Raw genomic sequence first — 12,337 nt, 5'->3', positions numbered from 1 at the left:
CTTATCTTCAAAAAACCAATAAGACTAATAGAACCAATAAAACTAATAAAAAAGAGGCTGGCTCCATAGGGAGCCGGCCTCTTTTTACTTATTTTTCGTGACATCGTAAGGCGCCAGGAAGACGGCCCTCGACATCACAAACAATCATCACCCACGCAACTTCGCAAACGCCGCCGCCATCGCATTGTTGGCCGGTGCCTGCTCACGGCCGCGCTGGTTCTGGTGTTGCGACAGGCGGCGCGAATCGGTGCGGTCACCGCGCTGTTCGTTGCGCGCGCCCGGGGCTGGCGCGGTGTCGTTCAGGCGCATGGTCAGGGCGATGCGCTTGCGCTTCTCGTCCACTTCCAGCACCTTGACCTTGACCACCTGGCCCGCCTTGACCACGGTGTGCGGATCCTTCACGTAGCTGTTGGACAGCGCCGAGATGTGGACCAGGCCATCCTGGTGCACGCCGATGTCGACGAAGGCACCGAAGGCCGCCACGTTGGTGACCACGCCTTCCAGGATCATGTCCACGCGCAGGTCCTTGATCTCTTCCACGCCTTCCTTGAAGGTCGCCGTGGTGAACTCCGGACGCGGGTCGCGGCCCGGCTTGTCGAGCTCCTTCAGGATGTCGGTGACGGTGGGCACACCGAACTTCTCATCGGCATACTTGGCCGGCGACAGGCCCTTCAACAGCGAGGTCTGGCCCAACACGCTCTTCACATCCTTCTTGATGTCGGCCAGGATCTTTTCCACCAGCGGATAGGATTCCGGGTGCACCGCCGAGGCATCCAGCGGGTTCTCGCCATTCATCACGCGCAGGAAGCCGGCGGCTTGTTCGAAGGTCTTGTCGCCCAGGCGCGGCACCTCGCGCAGCGCGGCGCGGGAATTGAACATACCCTTCATATCCCGATAGGACACGATGCTCTGCGCCACGCTGGCGTTGAGCCCGGAGACGCGCGCCAGCAGCGGTGCGGAAGCGGTGTTCACATCGACGCCCACCGCGTTCACGCAGTCCTCAACCACGGCATCCAGCGAGCGCGCCAATTGCGACTGGCTCACGTCGTGCTGGTATTGGCCCACGCCGATGGACTTGGGATCGATCTTGACCAGCTCGGCCAGCGGATCCTGCAGGCGGCGCGCAATCGAGACCGCACCACGCAGCGACACGTCCAGGTCAGGCAATTCCTTGGAGGCGAATTCGGAGGCCGAATACACCGATGCGCCCGCTTCGGACACCACGATCTTGGTGAGCTTGAGTTCCGGACGCAGTTTGATGAGGTCCTGGGCCAGCTTGTCGGTTTCACGCGAGGCGGTACCGTTGCCGATCGAGATCAGCGAGACATTGTGCTTCTCGGCCAGTTGCGACAGGGTATGCAGCGAACCATTCCAATCGTTGCGCGGCTGGTGCGGATAGATGGTATCGGTGGCCACGACCTTGCCGGTGGCGTCGACGATGGCGACCTTCACGCCGGTACGCAGGCCCGGGTCCAGGCCCATGGTGGCACGCGGGCCGGCCGGTGCGGCCAGCAGCAGGTCCTTCAGGTTGCGGGCGAAGACGTTGATGGCTTCGGCCTCGGCCTTCTCGCGCAGGTTGGTCATCAGCTCGGTTTCGAGGTGCATGAAGACTTTCACGCGCCAGGCCCAGCGCACCGTGTCGGAGAGCCACTTGTCGGCCGGACGGCCCTTGTTGGACACACCGAAACGTGAAGCAATGCGACCTTCGCAGGGATTGTGCGGGGCATCCCACTTCGGCTTCTCTTCCTCGGTATCCAGGCGCAGGATGACGTTCAACATCTCTTCGCGGCGGCCACGGAACAGCGCCAGCGCACGGTGCGAGGGGATGGTGGAATAGGTCTCGGAGTAATCGAAATAGTCGGCGAATTTTTCACCGGCATCCTGCTTGCCCTCGATCACCTTGGATTCGACCACGCCGTGCTCGGTGAGGTATTCGCGCAGGCTTTGCAGCAGCTCGGCATCTTCCGAGAAACGCTCCATGAGGATCTGGCGCGCGCCATCCAGGGCGGCCTTGGTATCGGGCACGCCGGGGTTGTCGCCGTTGTCGGTGGTGAAGGCGGGCTTGATGAACTTGGCCGCTTCTTCTTCCGGGTTCAGGGCCGGGTCATTCAGGAGCGCATCGGCCAGCTCGGTCAGGCCGGCTTCGGCGGCGATCTGGGCCTTGGTGCGGCGCTTGGGCTTGTAGGGCAGGTAGAGGTCTTCCAGGCGGGTCTTGTCTTCCGCGTGCGTGATGGCGTCCAGCAGCACGGGCGTCATCTTGCCCTGCTCTTCGATGGAGGCGATGATCGCGGCGCGGCGGCTTTCCAGCTCGCGCAGGTAACGCAGGCGTTCTTCCAGCAGACGCAGTTGGACATCGTCCAGGCCGCCGGTGACTTCCTTGCGGTAGCGGGCGATGAAGGGAACGGTGGCACCTTCGTCCAGCAAGGCGATGGCGGCAGCGACCTGAACCGGCTTGGCGGCCAGTTCGAGGGCGAGTCGTTGTTCGATAGAAGGCAGCATGGTGAAACCCAGTCAACAGTTGAGCAAATAAGCGGTTAAGCGTTTATGCAGTGAAGAAAAACAAGCGTTGGATGATACGCAATTCAGGCAGCCAAGCCAATCTTGACATTGTGCGATGACAGGCCAAAGTGCCTTGGCACGGGCCTCATCGGCCCCTGCATGGCTGCGCGCGGATTGGACGCGCAGCCGCAAAGCCGGGATAATCGACGCTTTCGCATAGCGCGTTCTCGTCCTTTAGCATCATGTCCATCCGTCTCATCGTCGGCCTCGGCAATCCCGGCCCGGAATACGAACAAACCCGCCACAACGCCGGCTTCTGGCTGGTCGACAATCTCGCCGGTCCGGTGCGCCTGGCGCGCGAGCAGCGTTTCAACGCCCTGGCGGGCAAGACCAGCATCACCGGCAACGAAGTCTGGCTGCTGGAACCGCAGACCTACATGAACCGCTCCGGCCAGTCGGTCGGCGCACTGGCGCGCTTCTACAAGATCAATCCGGATGAAGTGCTGGTGGTGCATGACGAACTGGACCTGCCGCCGGGCGCGGCCAAGATCAAGAAAGGCGGTTCCTCGGGCGGACACAACGGCTTGAAGGACATCACCGCTGCCCTGGGCACCCAGGATTACTGGCGCCTGCGCCTGGGCATCGGCCATCCGCGCACGCTGGGGCTGCAACAGCCGGTGGCCGACTTCGTGCTGCATCGACCGCGCAAGGAAGAGCAGGCGCTGATCAACGAGGCGCTGGACAAGAGCCTGAACGTCATCCCCCTGCTGGTGCAGGGCAAGTTCGAACAGGCCATGATGGAATTGCATACCGGGAAGTAATCCCCTGCAGGGGAAAATCTAAGGCAGATGAACGAAGGGCGCTCGACATGCGAACGCCCTTTTTCTTGATCCGCTTACTTCAGCGAAGACAGCTTCTGCTCCAGTCCCTTGGCATCGACCGCGCCAGGAATGCGCGAGCCATCGGCAAAGAAGATGGTCGGGGTGCCGGTGACCTTGAGCTTCTTGCCCAGGGCCAGCACCTCTTCATGCGGGGCGTTGCAGGAGGCGGCAGCAGCCGGTGCTTCCTTGCCGCTCACCATCCACTCGTTCCATGCCTTGCTCGGATTGGGCGCGCACCAGATGTTGCGCGACTTCACGATGGAATCCGGCGAGAGGATGTTGTACTGGAAGGTGTAGTAGGTGATGTTGTCCACTTCCTGCAGGGACTTGTGCAGGCGCTTGCAGTAGATGCAGTTGGGATCCTCGAAGATGGCGATCACGCGCTTGCCATTGCCCTTGACGGTCTTGATGGCCTTGTCCAGCGGCAGGGCCGAGAACGGCGTCTGGTTCAGCGAATCGATCTTTTCCTTGGTGTAGTCGCGATAGGTCTGCGAATCGACCACGCGGCCGATGAAGAGATACTGGGCCTTGGCATCGGTGTAGATGACGTCGCCATCGATCTGGATTTCATAGAGGCCGGCATAGGGCGTCTTGGTGACGGCATCGACCTTGGCATCCTTGCCCAGGCGCGGCTCGATGAGCTTCTTGATGGTGGCCTCGGTGCTGTCGGCGGCCTCGGCTTGCGCATGGGCGCTCACGCCCACGACGGTGGAAGCCAGCAGCACGGCTGCCATGCTCAGATGGCGCAAGGAGCTCGCACCTGCGGTCAAAAAATTTTTCATACTCGTCCTGATTCAAATCAAACGCGCGCCCAATCTTCGGAACGTCGGCCGCAAAGCCGCGCCGGGACTGGGTTCGCACATGTCTTTCAACAATGTCGGGGAAAGGTGTCGTGCTGGCGAAGACGCCCATGAAAGCGGCCGCGCTTCGCCAGAGGCCCTACCTTACCTGAAATCACCGTCCCTTACTGCCCCAGCGCATGGGCAATGAGGCGGCGTTTCAGGATGGGCAGGTGGTTGACCAGGCTCATGCCGAGGTTGCGCACCAGGCGCACCGGCTCGGCCTCGGTGGAGAAGAGGCGATGCAGGCCGTCGGTTGCGATCTGCATCAGCAGCACTTCTTCCTTGCGGGCGCGGGCATAGCGGCGCAGCACGCGCTCGTCGCCGCAGTCGTATTGCGGCTCACGCTTGACCAGGATGTCGATCAACGCAGCCACATCGCCGAAGCCCAGGTTCATGCCGTGGCCGGCCATGGGATGCACCACGTGGGCGGCGTCGCCGATCAGGGCCACGCGCGGGGCGATCATGGCGTGCGGCTTGATCAGGCGCAGCGGGAAGGCCTTGGCCACTTCGGGCTGCAGCGGCGTGAGCGTACCCAGCACGGGCTTGGCCCACTGGGCCAGGCGCTCGGCCAGGGCCGACAAGGGCAGCTGCAGCAATTGATCGGCCAGCGCCTGGGGCGCGGACCAGACCAGCGAGACGCGGTTGCCCGGCAGCGGCAGCAGGGCGATCACCCCTTCGGTCGGGCTGAACCACTGGTAGGCCACGCCGCGATGGGGCAGCTCGCAGGAGAAATTGGTGACGATGGCGTTCTGGCCGTAGGCGCGGTAATCGAGGCCGATGTCGCACTGGCCGCGCACCCAGGAGTTGGCGCCGTCGGCACCGACCACCAGCGCGGCCGACAGCGACTGGCCGGATTCCAGCGTCAAGGTGGCAGTTTCACCGGCCACCGCCAGCGCGGTGGCGCGGCCGTGCAGCACGCGCACGTTGGGGGCGAAGCGCAGGGCGGCGTCGAGCGCCTGGTCGAGGTTGCGGTCCTCGACGATCCAGGCCAGGGCATCGGTGCGGGCGGCGTAGGCGTCGAAGGAAAGCAGGCCGGGGCGGGCTTTCTCGGGCAGGCCATCGCCTTGTACGGTCATGTTGTCCACCGGCGCGATGCGGGCGGCATCCATGGCATCCCAGACGCGCACCGACGACAGCAGGCGATGCGCGGTGTGGTTGAGGGCATAGACGCGCACGTCCCAGCTGGCGGGATCGGGCGTGGCGGGCGCAGGCGGAGGGGCCAGCAGGGTCACCTTGAAGCCCGCCTGGGCCAGCCCCAGCGCCGCCGTCTTGCCGACCGCGCCGTCGCCGACGATGCAGATGTCAGTGCCAGCCGCGGCCGGCGAAGAAGTATGGGTGTGTGCTTGGGTAGTCATGCTGGCGATTATAAACGGGGTGGCGAAAACTATTTTTCAAAAAGGACTTGCATAATTTTTTAAAGTGTCTATACTTGACCGTCTTGGCCTGGTAGCTCAGTTGGTAGAGCAGAGGATTGAAAATCCTTGTGTCGGTGGTTCGATTCCGCCCCGGGCCACCAAGAATGTCCCAAGCAAAAACGCCAGCCCTTACCGGTTGGCGTTTTTCATTTCTGGGACTGAAAATGATCGAATCCGGTCGATTCCAAGCAGCCCAAAAAGCAGAAACTCCTTCACAACAATCAACGGGCAATTCGGTAATAGCTGGAATTTCGCCGCGACACTTCAAACTTCCGGTTTCAAAACCTCATTTGAGGTAGAATTATCGGAAGTCATCGCGCATGGAGGAATCTGAAGTGAATTCGACCCAAGTGATTGAAAGCCCACACGATGTTGATACACGGCTGGCCGAAATAGGTCTTACTCGAAGCATTATTGAAGAAGCTTTGAGACAAGCCAATCTTTATCGTGTACGCCTAACCGCACATCATCCTCGGCTATATCGCTACCAGGTGATGTCAGCAGAAACAGTTGCCGCATTGCGTGATTTGCTAGTTCCTCAAGGATGGCACAAGTCCGATGACGGCAATTATGAATTGACTGTCCGCGCAGAATTAAATGTCGCCATCGCTGTAGCATCAGGTGATGACGGGACAGGAAATCCTCGCCTGACCCCCTCAAACAAGAGTCCCAAAGGCCGCCATACGGTCGATGCTGTGGCAACGAATCGTCAAATCGACATGTTCGCCGATTTGATTCCAGTAGAGTCTATCGATGACAACAATATCGGCACATGGATATTGCTCCATCATATTAAAGCCGGAAAAATTGATGTCGAGCTTTCAAGGCCCAATGAGATTGGGGATGACGGCAAGATCAATTCATGGTCGGAGAGAATCTTACTCGGCGCAATTGACCTAGACGATGACAACATCATCGTTACACCTCCACAGCAACCAGATCTAAATATCGAAATTTCTAGAAAGTCAGCTTAGTAATAATGTTTAATTCCGCACGCTTTTCCCTTGCGCGACGTCGGCGCGGCATGCGGAAAAGGGAGCTTTCTGAAAGCATTGGAGTCAGTGAGCGTTCCGTTTCTGCATATGAAAAAGGCGAACAAGAACCTGAATCGGCAACTTTGAAGCGAATCGCTGAAGCCCTGGGCTTTCCTGTTGCGTTCTTCTTTGGACCGGATCCAGACGAATTGTCGCCAGACATCGCCAGCTTCCGATCAATGTCAAAAATGAGCGCGCGCCAACGTGATTCCGCTCTTGGAGCGGGGTCAATTGCGCTCTTGCTTGACGAATGGATCGAAGAGCGATTCAATCTCCCAGCACAAGATCTCCCCGATCTCGGGCGAGATCCTGATTCTTTAACAACTCTCCAAGCGCAAGAAAAATACGAAGAAAATATTCCATTCCCTACCGCTCAGACTGCACATCATCCGGAAGCCGCGGCCGAAGCTTTACGCTCGCACTGGGGGCTTGGCGAGCTGCCAGTAAAGAACATGGTCATGCTCTTAGAGTCGAAAGGCATAAGAGTCTACTCTTTAGCTATTGATGCTAAGGAGGTCGATGCGTTTTCAATGTGGTACGGGGGGAAGCCCTTTATATTTTTAAATACCTTCAAATCAGCAGAGCACTGCCGTTTTGATGCGGCACATGAACTAGGGCACTTGGTCCTGCATCGCCATGGGCTATCGCAAGGCCCCGAACTTGAGAGAGAGGCGAATGCCTTTGCTTCAGCATTTTTAATGCCACGCAAGAGTGTTCTAGCAAATAGCCCAAAACTTGCAACTCTTCCGTTGCTGGTCAAGTATAAAAAATACTGGACCGTTTCGGCTGCAGCTCTTAACTATCGTCTCCACTCACTGGGCCTCACTACCGATTGGACATATCGAACTCTATGTATTCAACTTGCCGAAGCGGGTTATCGAACAAGCGAACCTGAGGGGGCATCTCACGAGAAATCTATAATCTTGGAGAAGGTGTTTTCAACTCTTCGAGCAGAAGGCCTTACAAAATCAAAGGTCGCAGCTGAACTTTTAATTCCCGAAGAAGAGATCGATGCATTAACCTTCGGGTTGATGCTGAACTTACTCAAAGGCGGGGTAAGTGGGGATGTGGAGCCCACAAAAAAAAACGCCAACACTTTACGGTTAATAAAATAAAAGGTAAGAAGAGTACCTGTTGGTGTGCTCTTCTTACCCACCGACTGCAGCCGATCCGGAATTGGCTTTATATTACATCGTCAGCGGCGCCTTTTTCTTTTCCGGCTCCGTTTTAGTGTATTCCTCATAATCAAGAACAAACTTCTGGAAGACCCACCAGTGAGCCTCCGCAGTCTCAATCCCCACGTTGAAGTTGGAGCCATATCTTGCGCATCGTGCGTAATATCCAAACATATAGAATGCAGTTTCACGGTTAAGCTTTTGTGAATTCACAAGCAACGCAATTTCCTCAACAAAAGCCAGGAATTTCCTCTTGGGATCCCACATTGTTGAAGCAGCCAATTTTTCGTCATCACCGTCAAGATGGCACAGAACTGCGTAGAGATTGGGATCATCAAACAGGCGCCTATGTTGAGCCAAAAAAAATTCAGTACGACGCAGTGAAGCCTCTTCTTCTTGCTGCTCAATCTGTTTCTCACGCTGATTTCGAAGCTGACTAAGCTCCCACCACAATTTCCACCCGCCTCCTAGCGCCACGGCAACTGCCATCAGCACTCCGGCGGCAGTCCAGAATGTAGACCACTCAGTCATGGTCAAACATTGATCAACGAAAGGCGCATGGATGTCGGCGCAATATATTTGATCAGCCATTTTCAGAAGAATTGATTTATCTCTTGGACGATAATTTTCTTAATGTTGCCCAAAGAATTACGGACAGCAAAGCCGACTATCTTTCGCTTCCCACCTTCTTCATTAACTCGCTCCAAAAGCGAAGCAGCCGCAGCCTTATGAGCTATCTCGTTTTCTTTGAATCTAGTTATTTTGAACGGCAATGTATGCCCCATCTGGTCGACATACATTCGTCCCACGCCAGAAAGTGAATTGTATTTGGTAACGTTGCCAGTCCAATTCTCCAGTACATCCGCTTGCTCTAGGACGCTGACATAACTAAGCGTATGCCTATCAAGCGAAAATATATCCCCAGCCTTTGGCCTCGCAAAAGTAATTAGTTCAGCCCCCTTAGTTTTAATTGGACGGTGGAGCTTTTGCAAAGGACCTTCAATCTCCTCCGCTATTTGCTCAAAAACAGCGTCTTCCTTTGCAAGAATTTTTCTAACCATTGGGGACCATGGCTCATGGTCACGGCCGACGGCAGCGGCAACCGAACAAGTCAGATAATCCCAAAAATTCGGGACGATGACGCTAGGCTTTATTCTATTAACGGCATCTTCTCCAAACGAGACTTCCAAGCTCGTCTCAAAACACCCCTTTTTCGCCCCCGTGAAATATGTTTCGGCCCCCACAGGTGAATTCAGTCTCTCACGCACCTCGTTATTATTTACATAAGCATGCACGACCACATTAATTATCCGAGTCAATCCCTCCAAAGACTCCGAAGCCTCATACAAGTCTAGACGCCCTTCATCGGCAGTGAGCCCATCATATCTAACAACGATATCCGCCACTTTATCCCCTACCATCCTCACTCCCTTTCTTTAAACATTTCTGATTTATAGCGCCCCATTACGCGTAAGAAATCAGCGAATTAAAACGATCTCACACAGATGTTATTAAGCCGAAACCTTGGTCAGTACGGTTGTTGATCAATCAAACTGCGGACCAAACTTTCCGCCAGTTTCAAATTACTCTTGGAAAGTCGGGTCAACATATCAAAGATAACGCTAACTCTGGCCGAGATTTGTCAGTACTTACTGCAGCAATTTCATTTGTCCGCCCCTCTCAGCGGCTTCCAATAGCAAAGCGTGACCATTAAGGTGAAACCTCAAACCAGTCAGTCAGCCAGAGCAAGTAATTTCTCCAGCGTTAGCACTGCATTCCATCTCAGCCATTTCCGCTGTGAGTGCGGCAAGCTTTTTTATCTGGATAGCGCTTGTTGAACACTACGATGCTCATCGGGCTCGTCAAAGGCAGGAAAACGCGCTTGAACTCCCGCTTCAAGCGCTCGCTGAATTGCCCCCCCAATTTTCGTTTGAAGAGTCCATTCCCTGACGCTACTAATTCGCAAAGTAATACTGTAGGGCTAATTGGTTATCTTTAGTAACTATAAGTTACTATAATTTTGAAACTAGCGCCGTGCGGCGCGTTGGATCAGCGTCCGGTATCGATCACCTAATGACGAAGGTCATTCTTGCCGCTGCACTCGTGGCAACCTCGGCATCTACATCTGCCTGGCCGCTCGATGAAAAGGATTACAAGATGCTTATCTATAAGGAATATTCCGACAACACTGTCGTCCATGCGCTACCAACGCGACGTCGGCTAGGGTCCCATGTAGCTCCCGCAGAATTCAATGCAGCGAATCAATCAACTCATCTTCGCTTGCAGAGTGTGCGACTAGTAATCTCGGAGATTGCAGCTATTGCTTGACCAACAGGAGCTGATTCCCTTCATCTCCGCCTCCGACATCTTGGAAATTCTGGTTTCAGCGATTCATTGCCTTCTGAACACAGGCGCAAGCTATCACCGATCGGCATCTTCATTTCAGACCGAAGTGTCCACTCCTGCCTGCTCCCCGCTAAACAAGCCACTGAGATTCTATTACCCCCAAAAAAATATCTCTTCCTCATTTTGAAAAAGGGGCAGCTGTTGGTTAGCTTATTACAGAATCGCTTGCCACAATACCCGCTTTAGTCTCATCTCATCGTTTTGAGATCGTTAAACAATCCCTGGAGGCCAATCTATCTCGTCTTCAATCTCCTGCAGCAACTCATCTGGTTCTTTCTGTCATTTCAGCTCCCGGGCCAGCAAGTACAAGAAAACGCCAATATTCATTGGCTTACTCGGGCTTGCTACTTTTGCGGCCTAAATCCTCGCCCATGTCGCATGCTGCAAACTGATTCGTTGTCGGCATCGCATCCGGCAACTGAATCCATCCTCCAGTCATCCCAAAGAGCCAGCACAATGCGCCAGATCGTGGCTAAAGTTACTCGCCTGCCTCTTGATGCAGGTTTTAGAACTCAGCACTTAGCACCCAGTCAGATCGCGGTTTGATGAGTAATCCCTCCCCTCAACACGCGAAGACTACAATCATGGACAACACCTACAGCTTTGGCCTGCACACCAAACTTTCCCCTAACGAGCTGCTCTTCTACGTCTTCATCGATGAAACGTGCAAAGAGTTTGGCGCAGACGACGTCAGTGCTGCTGCCGCAGTTCTTGCCGGTCAAAATTGGATTCCCACCAGAGCCAAGCCTAAGGGTGCCACCAAAGGCACTTCGTTAGCCTCAATCATGGGGCGCAGGTACCTCAACTATGATTTGAAGAGAAAGATCCTCCCAACGGTGACCAACGAAAGCCTCAAAACACTGCGGATTCTGATGACAAAAAATATCGGCAAATTTGTGGGGCGTGCAGTACCCATGGTTGGGTGGGCGGTCTTGGCCTATAACGTCGCGTCGATCACAAGCCGTTCTGTCGCGAACTATAATCGCCGGGTCAAACCGGAAGACAGGATCTTTTAATGCGGGATATCACCTGGGAAAAACTGGAAGCTTGGGTACGCAAGGAAAACTGCACGAGTCCTAAAAAACTACTGACTCGCGATACTCAACTTAACGACGATCTGGATGTTACCGGCGATGATGCAGATGATTTCATGGAGCATTTCTTCGAAGAATTCTCCATCGACTGCGGCGACTACAATTTCGATCATTATTTTGTCGTCGAAGGCTTCAGCCCGCTCGAGATTTTCCTGCTCATGATCTCGAAGAAAAAGCGGGCTTCCTACGACAGGCCACCCATCACCCTCGGCATGCTCTATCAAGCAGCCCTTGATGGCCGATGGGATTGTGCCCGCCTGGATTCACTGTCATCACTTTCGCAGGCTTGAATCAACGCAACCCATCACGCCAGCTGATAACACAAAAACAGAAAAACAAAACCGAGCTGATCGCAACGTGCGCAACGTCACGACCTCCGCTCAATTCCTCTCCCCCCCATTGACGAACCGCACCTCAACCCGCCGGTTGCGTTCATCACTGGCAGCCAACCCCGGTAGCGGTTGCGAATCCCCATACCCCGCCACGATCACGCGGCGCGCTGCTTCCGGCGCACTGCGTCCGATCAGCAGCAAACGCGCCTCGCGCGCACGCGCGGCCGACAGCGTGAAGTTGTCGTCGTAGACCGTGCAATACGCACGCACATCGGTCACCGGTGCCTTCACCGGCTTGTCATCCGTGTGGCCTTCCACATAGATGCGGCCCGCCGGATGCTGCTGCAAATACTCCGCAATGCGCTCCTCGACCTGTGCAAACGCGGCCCGCGCTTCCGGCTCCACGCAAGCACTGCCGCGACGGAACGCGCCCTCTTTCAAGGTGATCTTCCCCGCCTCGGTATCCACCGCCACCAGGTTGGAAGCGCCCTGCTGCGCAAACACCGTCTGCACCTGGCGCAACACGACCGTCAATCCCGGTCCGTCGGATTCGCGCCGGGCCATCGCCGGTGCGGCCTGAGGTGGCGCAGCGTCAGCCGCTGCAGGCGCCGGTGGCGTGGGGGCTGCTGCCGGCAAGGGGGCGGCAGCAGCCCCCACGC

The 12,337-nt window shown here is 55.9% G+C and carries 11 protein-coding genes and 1 tRNA gene; 6 read left to right on the top strand and 6 right to left on the bottom strand.

The genetic code is table 11. From position 1 onward, the window contains the following. Positions 1-147: 147 nt before the first annotated feature. A complete protein-coding gene (locus FYB76_RS24800; protein ID WP_034331269.1) occupies positions 148-2,499 on the bottom strand; it encodes a Tex family protein in 2,352 nt (783 codons plus the stop codon). A gap of 242 nt (positions 2,500-2,741) precedes the next feature. On the opposite strand from FYB76_RS24800, the gene pth reads away from it, so the two are divergent. Beyond that, entirely contained in the window at positions 2,742-3,320 is a 579-nt protein-coding gene (gene pth / locus FYB76_RS24795) for an aminoacyl-tRNA hydrolase (RefSeq protein WP_088756784.1), read from the top strand. A gap of 74 nt (positions 3,321-3,394) precedes the next feature. Here pth and FYB76_RS24790 read toward each other — a convergent pair whose 3' ends face one another. Both FYB76_RS24790 and FYB76_RS24785 read right to left on the bottom strand, forming a co-directional pair. After that, positions 3,395-4,162 (bottom strand): DsbC family protein, encoded by a 768-nt coding sequence (locus FYB76_RS24790; RefSeq protein ID WP_154135394.1) that lies wholly within the window; start codon positions 4,160-4,162, stop codon positions 3,395-3,397. Positions 4,163-4,344: 182 nt separating this feature from the next. Further along, positions 4,345-5,577: a UbiH/UbiF family hydroxylase gene (locus tag FYB76_RS24785; RefSeq protein ID WP_154135393.1), complete on the bottom strand. Its 1,233-nt coding sequence runs from the start codon at positions 5,575-5,577 to the stop codon at positions 4,345-4,347. 85 nt (positions 5,578-5,662) lie between these two features. Here FYB76_RS24785 and FYB76_RS24780 point away from each other — a divergent pair. The 3 genes from FYB76_RS24780 (at position 5,663) to FYB76_RS24770 (ending at position 7,786) form a co-directional block, all read left to right on the top strand. Further along, positions 5,663-5,738, top strand: a tRNA-Phe gene (locus tag FYB76_RS24780). 234 nt (positions 5,739-5,972) lie between these two features. Further along, on the top strand, positions 5,973-6,611 hold the full coding sequence (locus FYB76_RS24775; protein WP_370516414.1) for a hypothetical protein: 639 nt from the start codon (positions 5,973-5,975) through the stop codon (positions 6,609-6,611). A gap of 5 nt (positions 6,612-6,616) precedes the next feature. Next, positions 6,617-7,786, top strand: a complete 1,170-nt coding sequence (locus FYB76_RS24770; protein WP_154135391.1) for an ImmA/IrrE family metallo-endopeptidase — start codon at positions 6,617-6,619, stop codon at positions 7,784-7,786. 72 nt (positions 7,787-7,858) lie between these two features. Here the strand turns inward: FYB76_RS24770 and FYB76_RS24765 are convergent, their stop codons facing one another. Together FYB76_RS24765 and FYB76_RS24760 are read right to left on the bottom strand one after the other, a co-directional pair. Next, positions 7,859-8,377, bottom strand: a complete 519-nt coding sequence (locus tag FYB76_RS24765; RefSeq protein WP_195724717.1) for a hypothetical protein — start codon at positions 8,375-8,377, stop codon at positions 7,859-7,861. Positions 8,378-8,439: 62 nt separating this feature from the next. Further along, entirely contained in the window at positions 8,440-9,267 is an 828-nt protein-coding gene (locus tag FYB76_RS24760) for a hypothetical protein (RefSeq protein ID WP_154135389.1), read from the bottom strand. 1,569 nt (positions 9,268-10,836) lie between these two features. Between FYB76_RS24760 and FYB76_RS24755 the strand changes: the two genes are divergently transcribed. Continuing rightward, on the top strand, positions 10,837-11,268 hold the full coding sequence (locus FYB76_RS24755; protein WP_154135388.1) for an STM2901 family protein: 432 nt from the start codon (positions 10,837-10,839) through the stop codon (positions 11,266-11,268). Next, positions 11,268-11,636, top strand: a complete 369-nt coding sequence (locus tag FYB76_RS24750) for a DUF1493 family protein (protein ID WP_154135387.1) — start codon at positions 11,268-11,270, stop codon at positions 11,634-11,636. Before FYB76_RS24755 ends, FYB76_RS24750 begins: the two co-directional genes overlap by 1 nt. Before the next feature lie 90 nt (positions 11,637-11,726). On the opposite strand, the gene FYB76_RS24745 is transcribed toward FYB76_RS24750, so the two are convergent. Next, on the bottom strand, positions 11,727-12,335 hold the full coding sequence (locus FYB76_RS24745; RefSeq protein WP_370516413.1) for a flagellar motor protein MotB: 609 nt from the start codon (positions 12,333-12,335) through the stop codon (positions 11,727-11,729). Positions 12,336-12,337 lie beyond the last annotated feature (2 nt).

The sequence above is a fragment of the Herbaspirillum sp. CAH-3 genome (assembly GCF_009668275.1).
GTDB lineage: Bacteria > Pseudomonadota > Gammaproteobacteria > Burkholderiales > Burkholderiaceae_D > Herbaspirillum > Herbaspirillum aquaticum.
Note: the sequence above shows the minus strand (reverse complement) of the source record. Positions and strands in the feature narration are given on the sequence as shown.

Bases quoted from the DNA above. Each gene is read 5' to 3' on its own strand.
- FYB76_RS24800 (WP_034331269.1), bottom strand. From the start codon at position 2,499: ATGCTGCCTTCTATCGAACAACGACTCGCCCTCGAACTGGCCGCCAAG.
- pth (WP_088756784.1), top strand. From the start codon at position 2,742: ATGTCCATCCGTCTCATCGTCGGCCTCGGCAATCCCGGCCCGGAATAC.
- FYB76_RS24790 (WP_154135394.1), bottom strand. From the start codon at position 4,162: ATGAAAAATTTTTTGACCGCAGGTGCGAGCTCCTTGCGCCATCTGAGC.
- FYB76_RS24785 (WP_154135393.1), bottom strand. From the start codon at position 5,577: ATGACTACCCAAGCACACACCCATACTTCTTCGCCGGCCGCGGCTGGC.
- FYB76_RS24770 (WP_154135391.1), top strand. From the start codon at position 6,617: ATGTTTAATTCCGCACGCTTTTCCCTTGCGCGACGTCGGCGCGGCATG.
- FYB76_RS24765 (WP_195724717.1), bottom strand. From the start codon at position 8,377: ATGACTGAGTGGTCTACATTCTGGACTGCCGCCGGAGTGCTGATGGCA.
- FYB76_RS24760 (WP_154135389.1), bottom strand. From the start codon at position 9,267: ATGGTAGGGGATAAAGTGGCGGATATCGTTGTTAGATATGATGGGCTC.
- FYB76_RS24755 (WP_154135388.1), top strand. From the start codon at position 10,837: ATGGACAACACCTACAGCTTTGGCCTGCACACCAAACTTTCCCCTAAC.
- FYB76_RS24750 (WP_154135387.1), top strand. From the start codon at position 11,268: ATGCGGGATATCACCTGGGAAAAACTGGAAGCTTGGGTACGCAAGGAA.